Here is a 23,811-nt window from a genome sequence, read left to right on the forward strand (position 1 = left end):
CAATCGTTTTTTCCTTATTCTGAAGGTACCGTAGGTGTCACACTGCTCGACTCTGTAACTGCAGGGGCAACTGGCGTTACTGGTGCGACAGAACTTTGAGGTGTCACCACTCCCGTATCCTGAGTCGATGGTGCAACTGGCAGTTGGTTAAACTCTTGGTAAACAGGTGCTTCCTCAGATGATGCCACTGGCGTATCATTTTGAGAAGAAGCATTCTTCAAATCTTCATCTCCATCCAATAGATAAGCATTGGTTTTCAATGTTTTAATTTCTTTCAAACCTAAAGCTTTACGGATGATATTTTGAATTTTCAAGATATGTTTTGAAGTGACAATTTGATAACTTCCTCCATCTGCTAAGGTGGCATCTTCTCCTTTCAACTGGTACTGATGAATCGTTGAAAGGGCATCTTTATAGCCGAGCAATTGAAGAAGGCTGTTACTGTCAAGTGAAATGTTGGTTTGCATATTGTCACTAACAGACTCAATGATTCCTTTATAATGGCTCAAACTATTGAGGCTTAAGACTTTTTCAACAATCTTTTTGATCACTTCCCGTTGACGTTTTTGACGGCCATAGTCTCCTTCTGGGTCCTGATAACGCATCCGAGAATAGACGAGAGCCTGTTCCCCGTTGATCTCTTGGCGTCCTGGTGCGATCTTAGCCGTATATTCTGGCTCATTTTCCTCGATCGAGATATCGAAGTTAAATGGATTGTTTACCGTGATGCCACCAACCTTATCCACTAATTGAACCAATCCCTTCATATTGATCATGACATAGCGGTCAATATGGATATTCAAAAGATCTTGAATGGTCTTAATGGCTAACTTGGCACCGCCTTGAGCATATGCCGAATTCAATTTTGCTTGGACTGTTTCGCCATCTGAAGTAATATTGGTTAAAATATCTCTTTCCAAACTCGTCATGGTTGTTTCTTTTGTTTGAGGATTAACAGTCACCAAAATCATGGTATCACTATTTCCGGCCCAAGGATCTTCCCGAGAACCACTACCTGTATCAACCCCCATCAAAAGAATGGTCATCGGCTTGTTTTCTGCGATGACATTGGTCTCATTCCCAAAGCCCTTATAGGTCTTACTGAGGGTCCCTGTTGTTTGATTGAGGATGGTAAGACCATAGGCCCCGATCCCAATCACTGTTACCGTCAATAAGCTCAAAAACATCAAAATAATTTTTTTAACCATGTAGACTCTCTCTCTAATCTATCAGTTTCCCCATAAGGTAAACATCTAAGAATTCTCCTTCAGCTGAACAAGCTCCACGAGCTTGGCAACCTTCAATCTCAAAACCTAACTTTTTATACAGGTGAACCGCTCGTTCATTGCGCACTTGGACATTCAAGACTAGTTTCCTAAGAACACCGGTCGAGTACGCCCACTCGATTCCTTCTTCCAACAAGATCTGTCCAAGTCCTTGATTCCAATAAGCTTTTTGAACCACAATAAAGACATCTCCAATATGCTGAACAGACCGTTGAGAAGCCGCAGTGATATTTAACAAAGCTGCCAGTTCCTGATCTAGAAATAACAAGAGGCAAATCCGGTTATCCGCCATCTCTTGCACCATTAGAAAATGCTCCATGTCTGCTGGAGACATGCCTATCCCAGCTTCATCTAGCGTCATATAATCTGACTCTTTCCCAACTTGATTTAAGAAATCAACGACAAGAGCCGCGTCTGCACTTTCAGCTTGCCGAATTTCTAATGTCACTTCCTTTTCCTTAGTCATTGGTTTTTTCCACCTGCTCAAAGGATGCTAGTAAAGTTTCTGCACGCGCTCCATGAGCCTCAAACGCCAACTCTCGCCCATCTTCCAATTTTCGGATAAAAATTTTTAGATAAGCATCCGAGAGACTCGGCTCAATCAGCTCTCCCCATTCAATAATGGTAGCACCATCTCCAAATAGAAAATCATCTAAATCAATCGAATCTGGATCATTCCCAATCCGGTAAACATCCAAATGGTATAAAGGCAAGCGGCCTTCGTATTCACGAACAATGGTATAGGTCGGGCTTTTAATCATCTGATCAATCCCTAACCCCTTTGCAATTCCCTTTGTAAAGGTCGTTTTCCCTGCCCCTAGATCACCTGATAAGATGATTACGTCTTGCTTTTCTAAGAGTTTTCCTAGCTGTTTTCCTAGAGCGATCAGCTCCATTTCATTGTGACTAATCATTTTTCTATTATACCAAACTTTTTAAAAATCTGCTCTTTCTTTTAGCAATTGTTCCACTCAGGTTTGCTTTTTAGATAGATAGTCAAACTATTTTAAAGTAAAATAAGTTAAGTGATTCTGCAAAAAAAATAAATTTGAGTTCCAATTTTTAAATCGATTTAAGAAAATACTGAAACTTTCTGCTGTGAGAAAAGTGCCTGAAACAATAACGTTTCAGGCACTCGGAATTATTGAGACCTTAGGCTCAATAATTAGTCATGGAACTTCAAAGAAGTTCGCTGACGGCCGTACTCACCTAAGGAATGTTTTTGGTATAACTTTATCTTCAATCTGAAAGGAATGGGAAACCACTCCCATTCCTTTTTAAATATTTCCCTGATAACTAATTCAAGGCCATGCTAACGTAGTTTAAAATAAAGAGAACATCTAAGATCCAAATCATGCTGTGCACTTCTTTGGCTTGTCCTTTAACCACTTTCACCAAGCTATAGGTGATAAATCCAGCAGCGATCCCTTGAGTAATTGAGTAGCTGAAGCCCATAAAGATAGAAGTGAAGAAGGCAGGAACGGCTTCTGACATATCTTCCCAATGGATATTTTTCAAGCCACTCAACATCATAATCCCAACAACAATCAAAATTGGGGCTGTAGCAGCGGTCGGTACAATCGCCAACAAAGGACTAAAGAGACTTGAAATAGCAAAACAGATCGCAACAACCAAGGCTGTCAGACCAGTGCGTCCACCAGCTCCAATACCAGCTGCAGATTCAACATACGTCGTTACGTTTGAAGTTCCTGCAATAGCTCCGACTGAAGTCGCTACAAGGTCTGAATAGAGGGCCTTATCTAATTTCGCTGATTGATGGTTTTCCCCATTTGTCGCAACAATCCCAACTTTTTCACCCGTACCGATTAAAGTTCCAATTGTATCAAAAATATCCGTCAAGGAGAAGGCTAAGATGGCCATCAAGGTCTCAGGCAAACGAGACGTATTGGAAATCAAAGAACCCAATCCTTTTGATCCCAAAGCTTGACCAAAGATCTTGCCTAAATCATTAAAGGCAGCTCCTAGATGATTACTTGCAAAGTCGATTTTAGTGATATCAACCACATGGATGAGAATTCCAAGCACAGTCGTTGCTAAGATAGAAAGGATAATCCCTCCCTTAATCCCTTTGACAACAAAGAAAATAGTAATCGCAAGACCAACAAGAGCCAAGAGGACAGCCGGATTGTTAAAATCAACCAATCCAGGAACAGCAGATGCATTGGCTGAGATCGTTGCATTCGCCTTATCTGCTCCTTCTCCGATCACTGTATAGTTATGAGGGTCAATCGTAAATTTCAAAAATCCTGCATTCTTAATTCCAACATAGGCCAAGAAAATCCCGATCCCAGCTGAAATAGCAGAGCGAAGAGCGGTCGGAATCGATTCGATGATCATCTTCCGAACATTTGTCAATGTGATAATCAATGAGATCACACCACAAATGAAGACCATTCCCAAAGCTTCCTGCCATGAGTAGCCCATACCAAATACAACGGTAAAGGTAAAGAAGGCATTCAAGCCCATCCCAGGTGCTTGTGCATAAGGTAAATTGGCATAAAAAGCCATCATCAAGGTTCCGACAACGGATCCAATAATCGTTGCAAGGAAGACCCCTTGAGCTGGCATACCTGTTTGTGACAACATTTGAGGGTTTACGAAGAGGATATAACTCATCGCAAAAAAGGTTGTCAAACCAGCAAGAACCTCTGTTCGAACAGTGGTTCCATGTTCTGAAAGTTTAAAAAACTTATCCATTTCAGAATAAACTCCTTTTTCATCATTCTCGCTCCCAATCAATTTGCGAACGTTATTTCTATTTTACCAAAAGATCTTTCGCCTTTCAAGAAATCCTACTTCTCTTCTCGATTTTTGAGCGCTTTTCCGATTTTTCTGATATAATGGTCTCATTCTTCTCGAAAGGAACTGAAATATGCATAAAAAGATGATCGCTCTAGATCTAGACGGCACTCTCTTGAATTCCGATAGCAAATTGAGCGACTTTACCATTGATACGATTAAAAAAATTAGTGCTCTTGGCCATAAAGTCATTATTACAACAGGCCGCCCCTACCGTATGGCACATACCTACTACAAACAACTAGAGCTCAATACTCCGATGATCAATTTTAACGGCTCCCTTACGCATCTCCCCGAGAAAAAATGGGTGGATGAACAATGTTTGACTTTAGATAAAAAATACCTGCTAGATATGGTCGCTAACCGAGACACCATCCAAGCGGACTTTATAGCAGGTGAATACCGCAATAAATTCTTTATTACCGATCCAAATGAGCACGTTGCGGACCCTAAATTATTCGGTATTGAGGCTTTCCAACCAGAAAATCAATTCAATCCAGAGCGGGTAACGAGCGACCCAAACTGTATCCTCTTTCAAACGAAAGCGGAAGACAAATATGCTCTGGCAGATGAAATGAATCGGCATTATGACTACAATCTGTCTATCAATACTTGGGGTGGTCCCCTAAATATTCTGGAATGCAATCCCAAAAATGTGACCAAAGCATCTGCTCTGACCTACCTTCTAGATAAACTCAATATGGATCAGAAAGATTTGATTGCCTTTGGAGATGAGCACAATGATACTGAGATGCTAGCTCTTGCTGGTCATGGATACGCCATGAAAAATGCTAGCTCCGTCCTTCTCCCTTATGCAGACTCCGTCACAGATTTCACGAATAACGAAGACGGTGTCGCGCGCCAACTCATTCAATTATTCTTATAATACAAACAGACATGAGCTATCCCCTCATGTCTTTTCTACGCTAAATCCTTAATCGGTTAATCAATACCCCTCTTTTTTTCCATTTTTTTTATTGTTCAATAGATAAACTTGTGATATTATTAACATAGTTATTAAAGAAGCGCTTTCAAAAAACTAAATCGCTTCTCGTTCACTTAAGGAGGAACAAAATGAAAGCTGTTGTTGTAAATCCAGAAGGTACTGGTGTTGAAATCGTTGCAAACAAAGACATGCGTCCACTTGAAACAGGGGAAGCACTTGTTCAAATCGAATACTGTGGTGTCTGCCACACTGACTTGCACGTTGCTCACGGGGACTTCGGTAAAGTTCCAGGCCGTGTTCTTGGACACGAAGGAATCGGTATTGTGAAAGAAGTCGCTCCAGATGTCAAGAGCCTAAAAGTTGGAGATCGTGTCAGTGTCGCATGGTTCTTCGAAGGATGTGGAACTTGTGAATACTGTACAACTGGTCGTGAAACTCTTTGTCGTACTGTAAAAAATGCTGGTTATTCTGTTGACGGAGGAATGGCTGAGCAATGTATCGTTACGGCAGATTACGCAGTGAAAGTACCTGAAGGATTAGATCCAGCCCAAGCTTCTTCTATCACTTGTGCAGGTGTTACAACATACAAAGCCATCAAAGAAGCCAAAGCAGAACCAGGACAATGGATCGTTATCTACGGAGCTGGTGGACTAGGAAACTTGGCTGTTCAATATGCTAAGAAAGTCTTCAATGCACATGTCATCGCTGTCGATATCAACAACGATAAACTGGAATTGGCGAAAGAAGTTGGTGCAGACTTTGTCATCAACGGTCGCGAAGTCGAAGATGTCCCAGGATTGATCAAAGAAAAAACAAATGGTGGAGCTCACTCTGCTGTCGTAACAGCTGTTTCTAAAGTAGCTTTCAACCAAGCTGTAGATTCTGTTCGTGCAGGTGGCCGCGTTGTCGCAGTTGGTCTTCCTTCTGAAATGATGGACCTCAGCATTGTGAAAACTGTATTAGATGGTATCCAAGTCATTGGTTCTCTTGTAGGAACTCGTAAAGACTTGGAAGAAGCCTTCCAATTTGGTGCAGAAGGCTTGGTCGTTCCTGTCGTTCAAAAACGTCCAGTAGAAGATGCTGTTAAAGTCTTTGACGAAATGGAAGCTGGAACCATTCAAGGACGTATGGTACTTGACTTCACAAACTAATATAACTGAACCTACAGGACTAGCTCAACTGGGCTGGTCTTTTTTGTGTGCTCTCAACCGATCCATCTCCCGGGTTGTTATACTTTTATTTTACTTTTTCGATTCATTTATGTTTTTTTCACAATCTTGTAAGCTAACTTTGCTTACAAACTATAGCATCGATGGCGCTGTTTTTACGGAATCACTTAGTGACAAAGCCTATAGGAATATATGTTGCATAGGGATAAATTAATATAACAAAGATGCTCTGTTACCGACAGAAAAATTGACTTAAATGTGAAAACGGTTTATAATGAAGAAGCTTAAAGTTTTCTTAAACTGAAAGTCAAACAAATTTTATAAGGAGGAATGTCAATAATGAGTATTGGTATCATTATTGCTAGCCACGGTGAATTTGCAGCTGGAATCCACCAATCCGGCTCGATGATCTTTGGGGATCAAGAGAAAGTTCAAGTGGTTACGTTCATGCCAAGTGAAGGCCCGGATGATCTCTATGCTAAATTTAATGCAGCTGTTGCCGCATTTGATGCAGAAGATGAAGTCTTGGTTTTGGCTGACCTTTGGAGTGGTTCTCCATTTAACCAAGCAAGTCGCGTCATGGGAGAAAATCCAGATCGTAAATTTGCGATCATTACAGGATTAAACCTTCCGATGTTGATTCAAGCTTATACAGAACGTTTGATGGATGCAAATGCCGGCGTTGATAAAGTCGCTGCAAACATCATTAAGGAAGCAAAAGACGGTGTCAAAGCTCTTCCAGAAGAATTGAATCCTGTTGAAGAAGCTAGTACAGCCGCTGCCGCTCCTGTAGCCCAAGCTGCTATTCCAGAAGGAACAGTGATAGGTGACGGGAAACTCAAGATCAACCTTGCTCGTCTCGATACTCGTCTACTTCATGGACAAGTCGCAACTGCTTGGACACCTGATTCAAAAGCCGATCGGATCATTGTTGCTTCAGATTCTGTTGCCAAAGATGAACTCCGTAAGGAATTGATCAAGCAAGCGGCACCAAATGGTGTGAAAGCAAACGTTGTCCCAATTCAAAAATTGATCGACGTTGCAAAAGATCCACGTTTTGGAAATACCCATGCTTTGATCTTATTTGAAACACCTCAAGATGCTCTTCGCGCCATCGAAGGTGGTGTTCCGATTAAAACCTTGAACGTTGGTTCAATGGCCCACTCAACTGGTAAAACCATGGTGAACAATGTGTTGTCAATGGATAAAGATGACGTGGCTACATTTGAAAAAATGCGTGATCTTGGAGTAGAATTTGACGTCCGTAAAGTGCCAAATGACTCTAAGAAAGATTTGTTTGACTTAATTAACAAAGCTAACGTTCAATAATCGATTACTTACGAAAGGATTTTAAACATGTCTATTATTTCTATGGTATTAGTGGTCGTTGTTGCCTTCTTAGCAGGTCTTGAAGGTATCCTTGACCAATTCCAATTCCACCAACCCCTTGTTGCTTGTACCTTAATCGGTTTGGTAACAGGTAATTTGACTGCTGGCATTATGCTTGGTGGTTCACTTCAATTTATTGCACTTGGCTGGGCAAACATTGGTGCCGCAGTTGCACCCGATGCTGCCCTTGCATCTGTCGCTGCTGCCATCATCATGGTACTTGGGGGAGACTTCAGTACAAAAGGAATCGCTGTCGCTCAAGGTGTCGCTATTCCACTTGCAGTTGCTGGCCTTTTCTTGACCATGATCGTCCGTACCCTTTCCGTTGGTTTGGTTCACACTGCCGACGCTGCTGCTAGAAAAGGGGATATCAAAGGTGTAGAACGCGCTCACTTTGTGGCCCTTCTTCTTCAAGGTCTTCGTATCGCCATTCCTGCAGCCCTCTTGTTGATGATTCCTGCTGAAACTGTCAAAACTGCTCTTGAACAAATGCCAAAATGGCTCTCTGATGGAATGCAAATCGGTGGTGGTATGGTTGTAGCCGTTGGTTATGCCATGGTTATCAACATGATGGCGAGCCGTGAAGTATGGCCATTCTTTGCCATCGGTTTTGCTCTTGCAGCCGTTAGCCAATTGACCTTGATCGCTCTTGGAGCAATCGGTGTTGCTCTTGCCTTAATCTACCTTTCACTCTCTAAGAAAGGTGGCAATGGAGGTGGCGGAGCCGCTACTTCTAACGATCCAATCGGCGACATTCTCGAAGACTATTAAGAAAGGTGTGACACTATCATGACTGAAAAATTACAATTATCTAAATCAGATCGTCAAAAAGTTTGGTGGCGTTCAACCTTCTTGCAAGGTTCTTGGAACTATGAACGGATGCAAAACTTGGGTTGGGCATACTCACTGATCCCAGCTATCAAAAAACTCTACACAAAGAAAGAAGACCAAGCGGCTGCTCTTGAACGTCACATGGAATTCTTTAACACTCACCCATACGTTGCTGCTCCTATCATCGGGGTAACACTTGCTCTTGAAGAAGAAAGAGCAAACGGTGCTGCGATTGACGATGCTGCCATCCAAGGGGTTAAAATTGGTATGATGGGTCCTTTGGCGGGTATCGGAGATCCAGTCTTCTGGTTTACAGTACGTCCTATCCTTGGTGCCCTTGGTGCATCACTGGCTGCGTCTGGTAATATCCTTGGCCCACTCATCTTCTTTATCGCATGGAATGCGATTCGTATGTCCTTCTTGTGGTACACGCAAGAACTTGGCTACAAAGCAGGTTCTGAAATTACCAAAGATATGTCTGGTGGGATCTTGCAAGACATCACCAAAGGAGCTTCTATCCTCGGGATGTTCATCCTTGCTGTCTTGGTAGAACGTTGGGTATCTATTAAATTCATCTTTAATGTTTCTTCTGTCAAATTAGACGACAAAGCTTATATCCACTGGGATAAACTTCCTGAAGGATACAAGGGTATCCAAGAAGCCTTCGCTCAAGTTGGTTCAGGTCTCTCTCAAACACCTGAAAAAGTTACAACTTTCCAACAAAACTTGGATTCATTGATTCCTGGTTTGATGGGATTGCTTCTTACTTTCGCTTGTATGTGGTTGCTTAAGAAGAAAGTATCTCCAATCACTATCATCATCGCCCTCTTTGTAATCGGTGTCTTGGCACACGTTTCTGGCTTGATGTAAGCAAAGATCAACAAAAAAGAAGGTTTCGGCCTTCTTTTTATTATGATATAATGGAATGAATAGCAATACAGGAGGATCACATGGCTCAATCATTGAATAAAACCGTTGAATTCCATACTACAGGAGTTTCTTACCTGGGAGTGGGGGGAAAGGTTGGAAAAATCTTAGTTGGGAATGCCGCTTTTGAATTTTACGCGGATGCCAATGTTGAAGACTACATCCAAATTCCCTGGCAAGAAATCGACCAAATCGGAGCCAATGTATCCGGACGTAAAATTAGCCGCCATTTTGAAATCTACACCAGAGAATCAAAATTTCTCTTTGCTTCAAAAGACTCTGGAAAAATTTTAAAGATTGCTCGGGAACATCTAGGAAATGATAAAATTGTCAAACTTCCGACATTGATCCAAACCATCACGGCTAAAATTAAAAATCTATTTGCAAAATAGGATCTTTTCTTGTATAATAGACGCAAACGGATAAGTAAGTTAAGAGGCTCTTTCAGAAAGTCTGCGGTTGCTGTGAGCAGATAGAAATCTTAATTGAAATTCTACCGTTTAGTTAAAATACAATATTGAATCAAGTGCACACCTGTGAAGTTGGATGGAACCGTGGCTCTGCCACTCCAACACTGTAACAGGTGTGTTTTTTGTTAAAGGAGAAGCTATGTTAGATATTAAACGGATTCGTACAGACTTTGATGCGGTTGCTAAAAAATTGGCAACACGTGGCGTAGATGCAGCTATTTTGAATGAAATGAAAGAAATCGATGCCAAACGTCGAGATATCTTAGTCAAAGTAGAAAATCTCAAAGCAGAGCGTAACACTGTATCTGCTGAAATCGCACAAGCTAAGCGCAACAAGGAAAATGCAGATGATAAGATTGCTGCCATGCAAACTCTCTCTGCAGAGGTCAAAGCATTGGATACAGAATTGGCTGAAATCGATGCGAAATTGACTGAATTCACCACTACCCTTCCAAACATCCCTGCTGACAGTGTCCCTGTTGGAGCAGATGAGGATGACAACGTTGAGGTTCGCCGTTGGGGAACACCTCGCGAATTTGGCTTTGAACCAAAAGCTCACTGGGATTTAGGAGAAGACCTTGATATCCTTGACTGGGAACGCGGGGCTAAAGTCACTGGTGCTCGTTTCCTCTTCTACAAAGGACTTGGAGCTCGCTTAGAACGCGCTATCTACAACTTTATGTTGGATGAGCACGGAAAAGAAGGTTACACTGAAGTCATCACACCTTACATGGTTAACCATGATTCTATGTTTGGTACCGGAAATTATCCAAAATTTAAGGATGATACTTTTGAATTGAAAGATACCAACTATGTCTTGATTCCTACAGCTGAAGTTCCGCTGACCAACTACTACCGTGATGAAATCATCGATGGCAAAGATCTACCAATCTACTTTACAGCCATGAGCCCATCTTTCCGTTCAGAAGCTGGTTCTGCTGGTCGTGATACTCGTGGCTTGATCCGTTTGCACCAATTCCACAAGGTTGAAATGGTGAAGTTTGCCAAACCTGAAGAATCATATGAAGAATTGGAGAAAATGACAGCCAATGCTGAAAACATCCTTCAAAAACTGAACCTTCCATACCGTGTGGTAGCTCTCTCAACAGGAGATATGGGCTTCTCAGCTGCTAAGACCTATGACTTGGAAGTATGGATCCCTGCACAAAATACTTACCGTGAAATCTCAAGCTGTTCCAATACAGAAGATTTCCAAGCCCGTCGTGCCCAAATCCGTTACCGTGATGAAGCAGATGGCAAGGTGAAACTCCTTCACACCTTGAACGGTTCTGGATTGGCTGTCGGACGTACCGTCGCTGCTATTCTTGAAAACTATCAAAATGAAGATGGTTCTGTGACCATCCCAGAAGTCCTTCGCCCATACATGGGTGGCGCAGAAGTCATCGCACCAAAATAAAGTTTAAAAAAACTGAGTCTTGCAAATTGCAAGCTCAGTTTTTTAATATTTACGAAAACGTTGGTAGCGTTGCTCCAGAAGATCTTCGAGAGGTAAGGCCTGTAAAACTCTCAGCTCTTCTTGTAATTCCTTCTTCACTTGAGCCAGTAGTTCACCATTTGAAAATCCATGCTCTGGAATCACCTTATCGACAATGTCCATATTTAACAACTCGTGAGAAGTAATCTTCATTAACTCTGCTGCTTCCATGGCACGGCTTCCATCTTTCCAAAGAATAGAGGCAAAACCTTCTGGACTCAAGACCGCATAGATGGAGTTCTCCAACATCCAGACCTTATCTGCAACAGCAAGAGCCAAGGCACCACCAGAGCCACCTTCTCCGATGATAATCGCGATAATTGGAACTTTTAAATCACTCATTTCCATGAGGTTGCGGGCAATGGCTTCCCCTTGTCCTCTTTCCTCGGCACCAACACCAGGATAAGCACCCGCTGTATTGATAAAGGTCACAACTGGACGGCCAAACTTCTCGGCTTGTTTCATGAGGCGCAAAGCTTTTCGATAACCTTCTGGATGGGGTTGCCCAAAGTTACGTTTTAGATTATCCTGAAGATTCTTCCCTTTTTGGATCCCGACGACTGTAACCGTTTGATCGCCTAAACGTCCAATCCCACCAATCACTGCACCATCATCACGGAAGTTTCGATCTCCATGTAATTCGATAAAATCATCAAAGATTCCTTGAGCAAAATCAAGCGCAGTCAATCTTCCTTGATCACGTGCCTCTTTTATAATCTGTGTTATTTTACTCATGTTTACCTCCATGAAGGGCCAATAATTGTCCAACTGTTGCTCGGATTTGGCTTCTCTCCACGATCAAGTCAACAAATCCATGTTCTTGTAGAAATTCTGCTTTTTGGAAATCATCTGGCAATTTTTCACGCACAGTTGATTCAATCACGCGTCTACCGGCAAAGCCAACCAAAGCTTGACTCTCTGCCATGATGATATCTCCTTCCATGGCAAAGGAAGCTGTTACCCCGCCTGTTGTCGGATCTGTTAATACAGTCAAGTAGAACAATCTTTCCTTGGAATGACGTTGGACAGCTGCAGAGACTTTTGCCATTTGCATCAAACTCACGATTCCTTCTTGCATCCGAGCGCCACCAGAAGCGGTAAAGAGAACAACTGGCAATTTTTCTTTTGTCGCAAATTCAAATAAACGAGTAATTTTTTCACCTACTACAGAACCCATTGAAGCCATGATAAAGTTGGAATCCATGATCCCAAGAGCAACTTTTTGCCCTTTAATCAAGGCAGTTCCAGTCAGGACAGCTTCGTCCAGTCCTGTCATTTCTCGAACTGCTGCTAGTTTCTTCTTATAATTGGGAAAGTTCAAAGGATCTGTTGTTTCGATTCCTGTAAACATTTCTTCAAAGCTAGCTGGATCCACTGTAAGCGCCAAACGTTCTTTAGCAGAAATACGGAAGGTATAGCTACAATTTGGGCATACCCGTTCACTACCTAAATCTTTTTGATAAATAGTATGTTTACAACCTGGGCATTGTGAAAATAGTTCATCAGGAACTTCAGGTTTTGGCTGAGGTTCCCTCAAGGATGACCTATTCGGATTGATCCGAATATATTTATCTTTTTTTGAAAATAATGCCATTACTTACTCCTTAAAATATGCTACAACATCTATAGCTTTACTATAAAAGCCTGAATCTGTGAGGATGATGTTCATACTTCCCTCACAAGTCCAGGCTTTTTCATCATTCCTTATTATAATTTGGAAGGAATTGTTCCATCAAAAATGCAGTGTCATAATCACCAGCAATCACATGCGAATCTGAAATTAAATCCAACTGGAAATGACTATTGGTAGTGACACCATCAATTTCTAACTCATAAAGAGCTCGCTGCATTTTCATCAGTGCATCAAATCGATTTTCACCATGGACAATGATCTTGGCAATCATACTATCATAGTATGGTGGAATCGTATAACCAGGATACACAGCAGAATCCACACGCAAACCAACCCCACCACTAGGAAGATAGAGATTGGTAATCTTCCCTGGACTTGGTGCAAAGTTAAAGGAAGGATTTTCTGCATTGATTCGGCATTCAATCGCATGGCCTTTAATGACAATATCCTCTTGAGTAACGGATAATTCTTGTCCAGCTGCAATTTTAATCTGTTCCTTAACGATATCAACTCCGGTTACAAATTCTGTGACAGGATGCTCTACTTGCACACGGGTATTCATTTCCATAAAGTAGAACTCACCCTTGCCTTCATCATACAAGAATTCAATCGTTCCAGCATTCTCGTACCCAACTGATTCAGCTGCCCGAACAGCTGCAGAACCGATTCGATTACGAAGCGTTTTTCCAATAGCAATCGAAGGGGATTCTTCTAGAACCTTTTGGTTATTTCGTTGAAGAGAACAATCGCGTTCACCTAAGTGAATGACATGTCCATGCTGATCCGCTAAAATCTGTACTTCAATGTGGCGTGCCGGATAAATCACCCGCTCCATATACATGGCACCATTCCCAAAAGCGGCTTGAGCTTCTGAGGAAGCAGATTCAAAAGCAGCAACCAAATCTTCTGGTTTTTCAACCTTCCGAATTCCCTTACCACCGCCTCCTGCAGATGCTTTCAACATCACAGGGTAACCAATACGCTCTGCAATCTCGAGAGCTTCTTCAGCAGTATACACTTCACCATCTGATCCAGGAATAACGGGTACTCCTGCTTTGATCATCTGTTTACGAGCATTAATCTTATCCCCCATCATATCCATGACTTTAGCAGAAGGTCCGATAAATTTAATACCAACTTCCTCACACATGGTTGCAAATTTAGAGTTTTCACTTAAAAATCCAAAACCAGGATGGATAGCTTCTGCTCCTGTTAAAACAGCTGCAGATAAGACAGCACTCATATTCAAATAAGATTCTGTTGATTTAGCAGGTCCAATACAGACTGCTTCATCCGCTAGTAAGGTATGCAAGGCTTCTTTATCAGCAGTAGAATACACTGCAACCGTCTCGATGCCAAGTTCACGAGCCGCACGAATAATGCGAACCGCAATCTCACCACGATTGGCGATTAAGATCTTACGAAACATAGATAGGCCTTTCTTAATTTCCAATTGCAAAAGTAAGTGTTCCTGAAGCTGCAAGCTTGCCGTCTACCTCTGCCTTTGCTTCAACAACAGCAATGGTTCCACGACGTTTGACAAAAGTAGCTGTCATCACCAATTGATCTCCAGGAACGACTTGTTTTTTAAACTTCACCTTGTCCATCCCTGCATAAAAGACTAATTTCCCTTTATTTTCAGGTTTTGACAACTCTAGTACACCTGCTGTTTGTGCCAAAGCTTCCATGATAAGAACACCTGGCATAACAGGATATTGTGGAAAATGTCCATTAAAAAATGGTTCATTAATCGTTACGTTCTTAATGGCAACAATCGTATCTTCGCTTGTTTCCAATACGCGATCCACCAAAAGCATTGGGTAACGATGCGGCAAAGCCTCACGAATAGCATTAATATCAATTGTCATTTGATTCGAACCAATCCTTTTCCAAATTCAACCATTTCTTCATTCGTTACCAAAATTTCAGTGACTACCCCATCTTTAGGTGCTGGGACTTCATTCATCACTTTCATGGCTTCGATGATCAAGAGTGTTTGACCCTTAGTGACCTTATCTCCTACAGATACAAAGGCTGGTTTATCCGGAGCTGGTGACAAGTAAGCTACCCCAACCAATGGACTTTCAACCACATCACCTTCTGCCGCTTGAGCTGGAGCAGTAACTGGTTCAGCCGCTACAGCTGGAGTTGCTGGTGCTTCAACAACAGGAGCTACTACAGGAGTTTGAGGTGTTGCTACCACTTCAACTGCAGGAGCTACCGGTGTAGCCGCAACTGAACTCGTTTGGTTTTTACTCAAATTCAATTCTTCCCCGTTATTTTTATAGGAGAATTCACGCAAAGTTGACGCATCAAATTGAGCCAACAAATCTTTGATTTCAGAAATATTCATGAATTAACCCTCCCAACGTTTAAAGGCCAGAACAGCATTGTGTCCTCCAAAACCAAAGGTATTTGAGATAGCGTACTGAATATCCGCTTCTTGGCCTTCACCATAAACAACGTTTGCTTCGATATAGTCAGACAATTCTTTAGTACCAGCAGTTTTTGGTACAAAACTGTGACGAATCGCTTCGATGGTAGCAATCGCTTCAACTGCACCAGCAGCACCAAGCAAGTGTCCTGTAAATGATTTAGTAGATGATACAGGAACTTCTTTACCAAGTACTGAAACAATAGCTCCGCTTTCACCTTTCTCATTGGCAGGTGTAGAGGTACCATGGGCATTGACATAGTCAACATCTTCAGGCTTGATACCAGCTTCATTGATCGCTAATTTAATCGCTTTGGCAGCACCTGAACCGTCTGGAGTTGGTGTTGTCATGTGGTAAGCATCACAGTTTGATCCGTAACCAACAATCTCAGCTAAAATATTAGCACCACGTTTTTGGGCATGTTCCAAACTTTCGATGACAAGAACCCCTGCACCTTCCCCCATCACAAAACCATTACGGTCTTTATCAAATGGAATAGAGGAACGTTCTGGGTCTTCTGTTGTTGAAAGGGCCGTAAGAGCGTTGAAACCACCGATACCAATTCTAGTAATTGAAGCCTCTGAACCACCGGCTAAAACAACATCATGGAACCCAAATTTAATTTCGCGGAAGGCTTCACCGATAGCATCATTGGCAGAGGCACAGGCAGTTGTCACTGATTTACATACCCCTTGTGCGCCAATTTTAAGCGCAATATTCCCAGCACCCATATTTGAAAGAGCTTTAGGGATAAACATTGGTTGGATTCTCTTCATTCCACGTTCATGCATCCGGATAATTTGGTCTTCCAATTCTTGTAGACCACCGATACCAGATGAGACAATCACACCTACACGATCGCGGTTTTCTTCTTCCATATTCAAGCCTGAATTTTCAATAGCTTCCATCGCAGCATAGATTGCATACAATGAGTAAGTATCCATACGGTTTTGATCTTTTTTCACAAAATATTTATCGAATGGGAAATCTTGAATTTCACCAGCATTAAAGACTGGAATTTCGGAAGCATCAAATTTCGTAATGGGCTTGATTCCAATTTTTCCTTCATGAAGGCTATTCCAAAACTCCTCTGGTGTATTTCCGATTGGTGAGGTTACCCCGTAACCTGTAACAACAACACGATTTGTAGACATATATATTCTCCTTTTGTCGGATGGATATTTAAGTAAGTAATTTTCGATTAGTGACCATTCGTTATTGCATAGTCATTCCGCCATCAATGGCAATTGTTTGACCAGTTAAATATTCTTGACCTGCCAAGAAAGCCGCAACTTCTGCCACTTCTTCAGCTTGACCAATTCGTTTCATTGGCACTTGCGCTAGCATGGCGTCTTTCATTTTCTCTGGAATAGCGTCTGTCATATCTGATTCAATAAAACCAGGTGCAATGGCATTCACACGAACGCCACGAGCCGCAACTTCACGCGCAACGGATTTGGTAAAACCAATCAATCCAGCTTTTGAAGCTGCATAGTTCGCTTGACCAATATTCCCCATAAGACCCACTACAGAGGACATGTTGATAATGGCACCTTGACGAGCTTTAGACATAGGTTTTAAGACAGCTTGAGTCATATTAAAGGCACCGGTCAGGTTGATTTTCAAGACCCGTTCAAAATCTTCTTCAGTCATTTTCAACATCAACTTGTCATTTGTGATGCCAGCGTTATTGACCAAAACATCAATACTTCCAAGCTTTTCAATTGCTTCAGCTACCATACGTTGCGCATCTTCGCCATTAGAAATATCCCCAGAAATGCCAACAACAGTCACACCATAGTCAGCAAACTGTGCAAGCAAATCCTCAGAAATTTCAGAACGTCCATTTAGGACAACATTGGTACCGAGACTCGCAAATTTATGAGCCACAGCCAATCCAATTCCGCGTGTTGAACCTGTTACAAAAACATTTTTATTCTTAAGTTCCATCTTTACCTCGTTTTAAGCATTCAGAAGTGCATCTAGACTAGCCTGATCTTCAACGTTATGAGTTGGAAGAGTTTTATCAATTTTCTTCAAGAATCCTGACAAGACTTTTCCAGGTCCGATCTCGATGACCTCATCTACACCAAATTCTTGAATCGTAGCAATTGAATCATAGAAACGAACCGGTTCTTTTACTTGACGGGCCAAAAGTGCTTTCACATCTTCTGACTTCATGATAGTAGCTTCTGTATTCCCAACTAAAGGAAGATCAAAATCATTAAATGATACTTTTTCTAGTTCAGCTGCCAATTTTTGACTAGCAGATTCCAGCAAGGCTGTGTGGAATGGACCTGACACATTCAAAGGGATCAAGCGTTTGGCACCTGCTTCCTTCAAAAGTTCCACAGCATAGTCCACAGCCGCAACCTCACCACCAATCACAATCTGTGCGGGTGTATTGTAGTTAGCTGGTGTCACTACACCCTTTTCAGATGCTTGTTGACAAATCTCTTCAATCAAACTTGGATCTGTATTCATAACAGCAACCATTTTCCCACTTCCAGCGGGAGCTGCTGTTTCCATAAATTCACCACGTTTCGCAACCAATGCTACTGCATCTTCAAACGAAAGAGCTCCGGCCGCAACCAGGGCAGAATATTCCCCCAAAGAAAGGCCGGCAACAATGTCAGGAGTGATACCATTTTCTACTAAGAGACGATAAATGGCTACTGACGTTGTCAAAATAGCTGGTTGAGTATAGCGGGTCTGATTCAGTTTTTCTTCGTTAGAATCAATCAATTCACGCAAGTCATAACCTAGAATACGACTAGCCGTATCAAATGTCTCTTTGACAACGGGATAAGCCGCATACAAATCGCTCGCCATGCCCAATTTCTGAGCCCCTTGACCAGCAAATAAGAACGCACGTTTTGTCACTATCCTAATCCTTTCGACGTTTTTAAACGTTTACATCTGCCCAACGAGCAGCCTCTTTTTTAATCACCTTGGCTGCACCATAATAGATATCTTCTAGAATTTCAGCACAAGTTTCTTCCTTGCTTACAAGTCCAGCAATTTGACCCGCCATTACAGAACCATTGTCAACATCTCCATCAACAACGGCATTGCGAAGGGCTCCTGCTCCTAATTCTTCAATTTCTTCTTGAGTCTTCTTACCTGCCAAGAAATCTTTTTCAGCTTGGTTATAGGCAGAAGCCAATTTATTCTTGATCGCACGAACAGGGTGTCCAACAACTGATGCTGAAACTACCGTATCAATATCTTTCGCTTTCAAGATTTTATTCTTAAAGTTTTGGTGAGCATTAGATTCTTTTGCAACCACGAAACGAGTTCCCACCTGAACAGCTTCGGCACCTAACATAAAGACAGCTGCAGCACCGGCACCATCAGCGACTCCTCCAGCACCAATTACTGGAATAGAAACAGCTTCAACCACTTGGCGAACCAAGGTCATGGTCGTCAATTTACCAATGTGACCTCCAGCTTCCATTCCTTCTGCAATCACTGCATCAGCGCCCAATTTTTCCATCCGTTTTGCAAGTGCAACAGATGGAACAACAGGAATGACAGTGATCCCTGCTTCATGGAACCGATCCATGTATTTCCCAGGATTTCCAGCACCAGTTGTAACAACCTTTACACCTTCTTCAATCACCAGGTCAACAATGTCATCCGCGAATGGGGACAAAAGCATGATATTTACACCAAAAGGTTTATCTGTAATAGACTTCACCTTATCGATGTTAGCCTTTACAACTTCTTTTGGAGCATTCCCGCCACCAATGATTCCAAGACCTCCAACATTTGATACTGCTCCAGCCAAGTCACCATCAGCGACCCATGCCATCCCACCTTGGAAGATTGGATATTTAATATTCAATAGTTCAGTAATTCGTGTTTGCATTATACCTACCTCTTTTTTCGCTTAAGTAATAGTTTGAGTTCGAAAATTGTTTCTTTGAGCCTCAAACTATTACCTAAACAAGAGAGAATATCTTTCGATACTCTCATCTATCATTATTTTGTTTTTTCTTCTACGTAAGCAACAAGATCACCAACTGTAGACAATCCTTCTTCAGTTTCGATTTGGATATCAAAAGCATCTTCGATTTCAGAGATCACTTGGAACAAATCCAATGAATCAGCTTCTAAATCTTCGAATGTAGATTCAAGAGTTACTTCTGATGGTTCTTTACCAAGTTCTTCAACGATAATTTCTTGTACTTTTTCAAATACTGCCATGACAGGCCTCCTTAAAAAATAATATATAAATTTTTAAAATGTGTTTCCACATGTTTAACTAGATTGTAACAAGAAGTGTGCCCCATGTCAAACCTCCACCGAATCCTGTAAGAAGAATTTTTTGACTTCCATCCATCTTGATTCGATGATTCTCGACACACTCCGATAATAGAATGGGGATACTAGCAGCACTAGTGTTCCCATATTCCATCATATTTGCTGGGATCTTCTCTCTAGAGACACCCAGTTTTTTTGACATCTTATCTAACATTCGGTCATTCGCCTGATGTAAAAGAAAATAGTCAATCTCTTCTGCTTCTATAGAGGCGTCTGCTATAATCTTTTGAATGCTTTTCGTGACATCACGAATTGCAAAATCAAAAACTGCCCGTCCATCCATCGTCAGATATCTTCGATCGGTAACTTCCTCTGAATAAGGAGAAGACAGACCCAAATAGCAAGATTCAAGACTAGAACCTCGGCTACCATCCGTAAAAAGACTTTCAGCTAAAAACGATTTTTGATCGCTCGCTTCAAGCAAGACACCGCCAGCTCCATCTCCAAAAAGGACTGAAGTAGAGCGATCTGACCAGTCTAATACTTTTGAAAGCGTCTCACTACCGATCACAATCCCTCGCCGGTACATCCCTGAAGAAATGTATTTTTCAGCAGTGGCTAATGCAAATACAAATCCGCTACATGCTGCAGTCAGGTCAAAGGCAAAGGCTCGAGAAGCTCCAATATTAGCTTGTACCCGGGTTGCGGTCGATGGCATTAAGCTGTCTGGAGTAATTGTAGCGACAACGATGAAATCAATTTCTTCAGCGTCTAAGTTTGCTTTTGCTAATAATCTTTGTGCGACAACTGTTGCAAGATCACTGGTCTTCTCATCTCTTGAAATGTGACGACGAAGAATGCCTGTCCGACTACTGATCCATTCATCACTTGTATCCATAATCTCAGCTAAATCATCATTCGATACGACTTGGTCAGGTACATAATGAGCAACTTGACTAATTTTAGCAAAGACCATTATTTAATTTCCTCCAAGAAACGATACAGATTTTGCAATCCTTTTTGCATCACTTTCTTCTCTTCGGGACTCATATCTCCAATAATCTGGTTGACCATCCGTTTATGGAATTGCTGATGAAGTCGATAAAGTAGACGACCATTCTTTGTTAAACTCAAGTGTACAACCCGGCGATCAACTTCAGATCTTCTTCTTTCGATATACCCTTTGCGCTCAAGATTATTCAAACTTGTCGTGACAGTCCCCAAAGTCACCATCAACTCCCGTGAAATATCACTCGGGGTTGCATTCGGTGTCGAACCAATCACGTCGATCGTATGCATTTCTTTAATAGAAACATCTTTAAATCGACTTGCTCTTAGGCTCGTCTCCTCGATAACCAAAACATTATTAAAGATGGATGTTAAATAGTCATTAACTAATTGGTAATTCAAAACTCCACCTCCTAATTTTACTTTGATAGTCAAATTTTATCAAAAATGAAAATAATTTGCAAGCTTTTTTTCACAAAACATAGAAAAAATACAAATTTATTTTCCTTTAAATTGTGGCCGACGTTTTTCAGAGTAGGCAATAACCCCCTCTTTAAAATCTTCTGTAAATGCTAGTTTCTTTTGCAAATTTAATTCAAGATTCGCATAGTGGTCCCATTCTTTCAAGAAGGCTTCCCAAACCATTTCTTTCATGGCAGCATAAGAATTTGAAGATCCTCTTCTTAATTTTTTAAGCAATTGATCAACCGTTTTCTCAAGTTTTTCAGATTCACAAACGCGGTAAGCTAGGCCATATTCCAATGCTTTTTCTGCTGTCAAAGCTTCACCCGTCATTACTAAATGAGTAGCCCGAGACATACCAATAGCTTTTCCTAATAAGAATAACCCACCCGCATCTGGTGCTAAACCAACCCCAACAAAAGCTTGGATAAATTTTGTACGATCACTAATTATACAAAAATCAACAGCTACTGCTATGTTGGCCGCCGCTCCTGCGACCGCTCCATCAGCTACCATAATAACCGGCTTAGGTAATTGCTTAATTTTCTTAGAAATAGTATTAACTAATTCAGCAATTAAAACAAGAGACTCGATGTCATCTGCATCGACTGCGCGTTTCATTTCACTCAAATCTCCACCAACTGAAAAGATTTTCCCTTCTGCTGATAGAATAATGAATTTTACTTCCTCATTTTTTTCCGCATCTTCCAAGGCAGCTAAAATTTCCTGACACATTGGAATGTTAAAACCATTGGAAACTTCAGGACGATTTAAAGAAATTGACGCGAGATCGTTTTCGACAGAATATAAAATTGTTTCAAACATCACAGACTCCTTTTGTTTAAATATAAAATATTTTGATATTAAAACTTTTTAATTATAACATATCATACCATAAAAAATAAGAATAGTAAAATATATCTATAAGATGTAACAAAATTGTAAAATTTGAATAATTACAATTTCTAGCCTCGTAAGATCCACCTATTTTATACCCTATTTATAAATACATTGTATCAATAACTGAACTTTGGTATAATGTACTAATGAAACTATTAAGGAGAAAATATGAAAGTAACTAAATTCGGTGGAAGTTCTCTAGCATCAGCTCCACAATTAAAAAAAGTACTTAATATCATTAAAGATGATCCAGAAAGAAGATTTGTAGTTGTATCAGCTCCTGGTAAGCGAAAAGCAGAAGATACAAAAGTAACAGATGCACTGATCCGCTATTATAAAGAATTCACTTCAGATAAGGATGTCACGCAAACACAACAGTGGATTATCGAACGTTATCGGGCTATTACAGAAGAATTGGATCTCAAAGATTCTATTATTCAGGAAATTGCTGAAGATATCTATGATTTAACAAATTTACCTAAAAAAGGAAATCCATTCACATACGATGCATTCCTAGCAGCAGGCGAAAATAACAATGCTAAACTCATTGCTGCCTTTTTCAATCAAAATGGATTAGAAGCAAGATATATCCATCCAAAAGAGGCAGGAATTACGGTCACTGCAGAACCATCCAACGCTCGTATTTTACCTTCTAGTTACGATAAAATTGAAGAACTAAAAGATGCAAGTGAAGTAATTGTCATTCCAGGGTTCTTTGGTGTTACCCAAGATGGGGACATTTGTACATTTTCTCGTGGTGGATCTGACATTACAGGATCTATCATTGCAGCTGGCGTAAAAGCAGACTTATACGAAAACTTTACAGATGTAAATGGTATCTTTGCAGCACATCCAGGTATTATTAAACACCCACATTCAATTCCTGAATTAACTTACAAGGAAATGCGTGAATTAGCCTATGCAGGTTTTTCAGTCTTACATGATGAAGCACTCGTTCCAGCATACAGAGGTAAAATTCCATTAGTCATTAAAAATACAAATAATCCAGACCACCCAGGAACCCGAATTGTTTTGGAACATTCAAATGATCATGTGACTGTTGTAGGGATTGCAGGTGATTCAGGATTCGTTAGTATCAACACTACCAAATACCTCATGAACCGCGAAGTCGGTTTTGGTCGAAAATTCCTTCAAATTTTAGAAGATCTCAATATCAGTTGGGAACATATGCCAACTGGTATCGACGACCTGTCTATTATCTTACGTTCACGTGAGCTCACGCCAATTAAAGAACAGGAAATTTTAAAACAATTAACGCAAAAGTTAGAAGTTGACACAGCAGAAATTGAACATGATCTTTCCATCATTATGATTGTTGGTGAGAAAATGAAGAGTCAGGTAGGGGTTACCGCCACTGCAGCCAAAGCACTATCAGAAAATGAAGTGAACATTCAAATGATCTCGCAAGGTTCTAGTGAAGTTTCCATTATGTTCGTTGTAAGTAAAGATCAAGAAGAAAAAGCAATTAAAGCTTTATATCAAGCATTTTTCCCAAATAACTAAATAGAGAAAAGCTCCGTTAACTAAACGGAGCTTTTATTAACATTAAAATGAAAAGTAAAAAAGAGATCAATAAATTGATCTCTTTTATTCTATACTCCGCCAGTAGGACTCGAACCTACGACATCATGATTAACAGTCATGCGCTACTACCAACTGAGCTATGGCGGAATCAAGCTAAGCGACTACCTTATCTCACAGGGGGCAACCCCCAACTACTTCCGGCGTTCTAGGGCTTAACTGCTGTGTTCGG

Annotated in this window: 25 protein-coding genes and 1 tRNA gene; 8 read left to right on the top strand and 18 right to left on the bottom strand. The window is 41.1% G+C overall.

What is annotated here, in order from left to right:
* Positions 1-14 precede the first annotated feature (14 nt).
* The 4 genes from lytR to AB5Y61_RS05945 all read right to left on the bottom strand — a co-directional run bounded on the left by lytR (position 15) and on the right by AB5Y61_RS05945 (position 4,004).
* Complete coding sequence (gene lytR / locus AB5Y61_RS05930) at positions 15-1,208, bottom strand: glycopolymer--peptidoglycan transferase LytR (RefSeq protein ID WP_368403489.1); 1,194 nt, start codon at positions 1,206-1,208, stop codon at positions 15-17.
* Positions 1,209-1,221: 13 nt separating this feature from the next.
* Positions 1,222-1,752, bottom strand: a complete 531-nt coding sequence (locus AB5Y61_RS05935) for an N-acetyltransferase family protein (RefSeq protein ID WP_368403490.1) — start codon at positions 1,750-1,752, stop codon at positions 1,222-1,224.
* Positions 1,745-2,200 (bottom strand): tRNA (adenosine(37)-N6)-threonylcarbamoyltransferase complex ATPase subunit type 1 TsaE, encoded by a 456-nt coding sequence (gene tsaE / locus AB5Y61_RS05940; RefSeq protein WP_368403491.1) that lies wholly within the window; start codon positions 2,198-2,200, stop codon positions 1,745-1,747. Before tsaE ends, AB5Y61_RS05935 begins: the two co-directional genes overlap by 8 nt.
* 382 nt (positions 2,201-2,582) lie before the next feature.
* The gene (locus AB5Y61_RS05945) at positions 2,583-4,004 is read right to left on the bottom strand and encodes an NCS2 family permease (RefSeq protein WP_368403492.1); all 1,422 of its coding nucleotides are present in this window, start codon (positions 4,002-4,004) and stop codon (positions 2,583-2,585) included.
* A gap of 175 nt (positions 4,005-4,179) precedes the next feature.
* On the opposite strand from AB5Y61_RS05945, the gene AB5Y61_RS05950 reads away from it, so the two are divergent.
* The 7 genes from AB5Y61_RS05950 to serS all read left to right on the top strand — a co-directional run bounded on the left by AB5Y61_RS05950 (position 4,180) and on the right by serS (position 11,255).
* Positions 4,180-4,992 carry a Cof-type HAD-IIB family hydrolase gene (locus AB5Y61_RS05950; RefSeq protein ID WP_368403493.1) on the top strand — a complete coding sequence of 271 codons (813 nt, stop codon included), beginning with the start codon at positions 4,180-4,182 and terminating at the stop codon, positions 4,990-4,992.
* 188 nt (positions 4,993-5,180) lie between these two features.
* Positions 5,181-6,203 carry an alcohol dehydrogenase AdhP gene (gene adhP, locus AB5Y61_RS05955; RefSeq protein WP_003003874.1) on the top strand — a complete coding sequence of 341 codons (1,023 nt, stop codon included), beginning with the start codon at positions 5,181-5,183 and terminating at the stop codon, positions 6,201-6,203.
* A 357-nt stretch (positions 6,204-6,560) separates the two neighbouring features.
* Positions 6,561-7,550: a PTS sugar transporter subunit IIB gene (locus AB5Y61_RS05960; RefSeq protein WP_031575194.1), complete on the top strand. Its 990-nt coding sequence runs from the start codon at positions 6,561-6,563 to the stop codon at positions 7,548-7,550.
* Between the two features lie 27 nt (positions 7,551-7,577).
* Positions 7,578-8,381 (top strand): PTS mannose/fructose/sorbose transporter subunit IIC, encoded by an 804-nt coding sequence (locus AB5Y61_RS05965; protein WP_061455936.1) that lies wholly within the window; start codon positions 7,578-7,580, stop codon positions 8,379-8,381.
* Positions 8,382-8,399: 18 nt separating this feature from the next.
* The gene (locus AB5Y61_RS05970) at positions 8,400-9,311 is read left to right on the top strand and encodes a PTS system mannose/fructose/sorbose family transporter subunit IID (RefSeq protein ID WP_368403494.1); all 912 of its coding nucleotides are present in this window, start codon (positions 8,400-8,402) and stop codon (positions 9,309-9,311) included.
* 80 nt (positions 9,312-9,391) lie between these two features.
* Positions 9,392-9,760, top strand: a complete 369-nt coding sequence (locus AB5Y61_RS05975; RefSeq protein ID WP_013904724.1) for a DUF956 family protein — start codon at positions 9,392-9,394, stop codon at positions 9,758-9,760.
* Between the two features lie 217 nt (positions 9,761-9,977).
* Positions 9,978-11,255 (top strand): serine--tRNA ligase, encoded by a 1,278-nt coding sequence (gene serS, locus AB5Y61_RS05980; protein WP_368403495.1) that lies wholly within the window; start codon positions 9,978-9,980, stop codon positions 11,253-11,255.
* 42 nt (positions 11,256-11,297) lie between these two features.
* On the opposite strand, the gene AB5Y61_RS05985 is transcribed toward serS, so the two are convergent.
* The 13 genes from AB5Y61_RS05985 to fabM all read right to left on the bottom strand — a co-directional run bounded on the left by AB5Y61_RS05985 (position 11,298) and on the right by fabM (position 21,965).
* Positions 11,298-12,068, bottom strand: a complete 771-nt coding sequence (locus AB5Y61_RS05985) for an acetyl-CoA carboxylase carboxyl transferase subunit alpha (protein WP_368403496.1) — start codon at positions 12,066-12,068, stop codon at positions 11,298-11,300.
* Positions 12,061-12,927 carry an acetyl-CoA carboxylase, carboxyltransferase subunit beta gene (gene accD / locus AB5Y61_RS05990; protein ID WP_368403497.1) on the bottom strand — a complete coding sequence of 289 codons (867 nt, stop codon included), beginning with the start codon at positions 12,925-12,927 and terminating at the stop codon, positions 12,061-12,063. Before accD ends, AB5Y61_RS05985 begins: the two co-directional genes overlap by 8 nt.
* A gap of 103 nt (positions 12,928-13,030) precedes the next feature.
* The gene (locus tag AB5Y61_RS05995; RefSeq protein ID WP_368403498.1) at positions 13,031-14,395 is read right to left on the bottom strand and encodes an acetyl-CoA carboxylase biotin carboxylase subunit; all 1,365 of its coding nucleotides are present in this window, start codon (positions 14,393-14,395) and stop codon (positions 13,031-13,033) included.
* A gap of 13 nt (positions 14,396-14,408) precedes the next feature.
* On the bottom strand, positions 14,409-14,834 hold the full coding sequence (gene fabZ / locus AB5Y61_RS06000; RefSeq protein WP_003004019.1) for a 3-hydroxyacyl-ACP dehydratase FabZ: 426 nt from the start codon (positions 14,832-14,834) through the stop codon (positions 14,409-14,411).
* The gene (gene accB / locus AB5Y61_RS06005) at positions 14,831-15,319 is read right to left on the bottom strand and encodes an acetyl-CoA carboxylase biotin carboxyl carrier protein (RefSeq protein WP_368403499.1); all 489 of its coding nucleotides are present in this window, start codon (positions 15,317-15,319) and stop codon (positions 14,831-14,833) included. Before accB ends, fabZ begins: the two co-directional genes overlap by 4 nt.
* A gap of 3 nt (positions 15,320-15,322) precedes the next feature.
* Complete coding sequence (gene fabF / locus AB5Y61_RS06010; RefSeq protein ID WP_049471732.1) at positions 15,323-16,555, bottom strand: beta-ketoacyl-ACP synthase II; 1,233 nt, start codon at positions 16,553-16,555, stop codon at positions 15,323-15,325.
* A gap of 61 nt (positions 16,556-16,616) precedes the next feature.
* A complete protein-coding gene (gene fabG / locus AB5Y61_RS06015) occupies positions 16,617-17,351 on the bottom strand; it encodes a 3-oxoacyl-[acyl-carrier-protein] reductase (protein WP_368403500.1) in 735 nt (244 codons plus the stop codon).
* Positions 17,352-17,363: 12 nt separating this feature from the next.
* Complete coding sequence (gene fabD / locus AB5Y61_RS06020; RefSeq protein WP_129824744.1) at positions 17,364-18,284, bottom strand: ACP S-malonyltransferase; 921 nt, start codon at positions 18,282-18,284, stop codon at positions 17,364-17,366.
* Positions 18,285-18,306: 22 nt separating this feature from the next.
* The gene (gene fabK / locus AB5Y61_RS06025; protein ID WP_368403501.1) at positions 18,307-19,272 is read right to left on the bottom strand and encodes an enoyl-[acyl-carrier-protein] reductase FabK; all 966 of its coding nucleotides are present in this window, start codon (positions 19,270-19,272) and stop codon (positions 18,307-18,309) included.
* 113 nt (positions 19,273-19,385) lie between these two features.
* Entirely contained in the window at positions 19,386-19,610 is a 225-nt protein-coding gene (locus AB5Y61_RS06030) for an acyl carrier protein (protein ID WP_003003892.1), read from the bottom strand.
* Between the two features lie 58 nt (positions 19,611-19,668).
* Entirely contained in the window at positions 19,669-20,643 is a 975-nt protein-coding gene (locus AB5Y61_RS06035) for a beta-ketoacyl-ACP synthase III (RefSeq protein WP_368403502.1), read from the bottom strand.
* Positions 20,643-21,077 carry a fatty acid biosynthesis transcriptional regulator FabT gene (fabT, locus tag AB5Y61_RS06040; RefSeq protein ID WP_009732277.1) on the bottom strand — a complete coding sequence of 145 codons (435 nt, stop codon included), beginning with the start codon at positions 21,075-21,077 and terminating at the stop codon, positions 20,643-20,645. Before fabT ends, AB5Y61_RS06035 begins: the two co-directional genes overlap by 1 nt.
* Before the next feature lie 96 nt (positions 21,078-21,173).
* Positions 21,174-21,965 carry a trans-2-decenoyl-ACP isomerase gene (fabM, locus tag AB5Y61_RS06045; protein WP_368403503.1) on the bottom strand — a complete coding sequence of 264 codons (792 nt, stop codon included), beginning with the start codon at positions 21,963-21,965 and terminating at the stop codon, positions 21,174-21,176.
* Positions 21,966-22,205: 240 nt separating this feature from the next.
* On the opposite strand from fabM, the gene AB5Y61_RS06050 reads away from it, so the two are divergent.
* The gene (locus AB5Y61_RS06050) at positions 22,206-23,561 is read left to right on the top strand and encodes an aspartate kinase (protein ID WP_368403504.1); all 1,356 of its coding nucleotides are present in this window, start codon (positions 22,206-22,208) and stop codon (positions 23,559-23,561) included.
* A gap of 94 nt (positions 23,562-23,655) precedes the next feature.
* Here the strand turns inward: AB5Y61_RS06050 and AB5Y61_RS06055 are convergent.
* Positions 23,656-23,729, bottom strand: a tRNA-Asn gene (locus tag AB5Y61_RS06055).
* Positions 23,730-23,811: the final 82 nt, after the last annotated feature.

Source organism: Streptococcus parasanguinis (genome assembly GCF_040908565.1).
GTDB lineage: Bacteria > Bacillota > Bacilli > Lactobacillales > Streptococcaceae > Streptococcus > Streptococcus parasanguinis_AC.

Coding starts and splice junctions, on each gene's coding strand:
- tsaE (WP_368403491.1), bottom strand. CDS start 2,200: ATGATTAGTCACAATGAAATGGAGCTGATCGCTCTAGGAAAACAGCTA.
- adhP (WP_003003874.1), top strand. CDS start 5,181: ATGAAAGCTGTTGTTGTAAATCCAGAAGGTACTGGTGTTGAAATCGTT.
- accD (WP_368403497.1), bottom strand. CDS start 12,927: ATGGCATTATTTTCAAAAAAAGATAAATATATTCGGATCAATCCGAAT.
- fabK (WP_368403501.1), bottom strand. CDS start 19,272: ATGCAAACACGAATTACTGAACTATTGAATATTAAATATCCAATCTTC.
- AB5Y61_RS06035 (WP_368403502.1), bottom strand. CDS start 20,643: ATGGTCTTTGCTAAAATTAGTCAAGTTGCTCATTATGTACCTGACCAA.
- AB5Y61_RS05950 (WP_368403493.1), top strand. CDS start 4,180: ATGCATAAAAAGATGATCGCTCTAGATCTAGACGGCACTCTCTTGAAT.
- AB5Y61_RS06050 (WP_368403504.1), top strand. CDS start 22,206: ATGAAAGTAACTAAATTCGGTGGAAGTTCTCTAGCATCAGCTCCACAA.
- AB5Y61_RS05970 (WP_368403494.1), top strand. CDS start 8,400: ATGACTGAAAAATTACAATTATCTAAATCAGATCGTCAAAAAGTTTGG.
- AB5Y61_RS05995 (WP_368403498.1), bottom strand. CDS start 14,395: ATGTTTCGTAAGATCTTAATCGCCAATCGTGGTGAGATTGCGGTTCGC.
- AB5Y61_RS05975 (WP_013904724.1), top strand. CDS start 9,392: ATGGCTCAATCATTGAATAAAACCGTTGAATTCCATACTACAGGAGTT.
- accB (WP_368403499.1), bottom strand. CDS start 15,319: ATGAATATTTCTGAAATCAAAGATTTGTTGGCTCAATTTGATGCGTCA.
- lytR (WP_368403489.1), bottom strand. CDS start 1,208: ATGGTTAAAAAAATTATTTTGATGTTTTTGAGCTTATTGACGGTAACA.
- AB5Y61_RS05945 (WP_368403492.1), bottom strand. CDS start 4,004: ATGGATAAGTTTTTTAAACTTTCAGAACATGGAACCACTGTTCGAACA.
- AB5Y61_RS05935 (WP_368403490.1), bottom strand. CDS start 1,752: ATGACTAAGGAAAAGGAAGTGACATTAGAAATTCGGCAAGCTGAAAGT.
- fabZ (WP_003004019.1), bottom strand. CDS start 14,834: ATGACAATTGATATTAATGCTATTCGTGAGGCTTTGCCGCATCGTTAC.
- AB5Y61_RS06030 (WP_003003892.1), bottom strand. CDS start 19,610: ATGGCAGTATTTGAAAAAGTACAAGAAATTATCGTTGAAGAACTTGGT.
- serS (WP_368403495.1), top strand. CDS start 9,978: ATGTTAGATATTAAACGGATTCGTACAGACTTTGATGCGGTTGCTAAA.
- AB5Y61_RS05985 (WP_368403496.1), bottom strand. CDS start 12,068: ATGAGTAAAATAACACAGATTATAAAAGAGGCACGTGATCAAGGAAGA.
- fabG (WP_368403500.1), bottom strand. CDS start 17,351: ATGGAACTTAAGAATAAAAATGTTTTTGTAACAGGTTCAACACGCGGA.
- AB5Y61_RS05965 (WP_061455936.1), top strand. CDS start 7,578: ATGTCTATTATTTCTATGGTATTAGTGGTCGTTGTTGCCTTCTTAGCA.
- AB5Y61_RS05960 (WP_031575194.1), top strand. CDS start 6,561: ATGAGTATTGGTATCATTATTGCTAGCCACGGTGAATTTGCAGCTGGA.
- fabF (WP_049471732.1), bottom strand. CDS start 16,555: ATGTCTACAAATCGTGTTGTTGTTACAGGTTACGGGGTAACCTCACCA.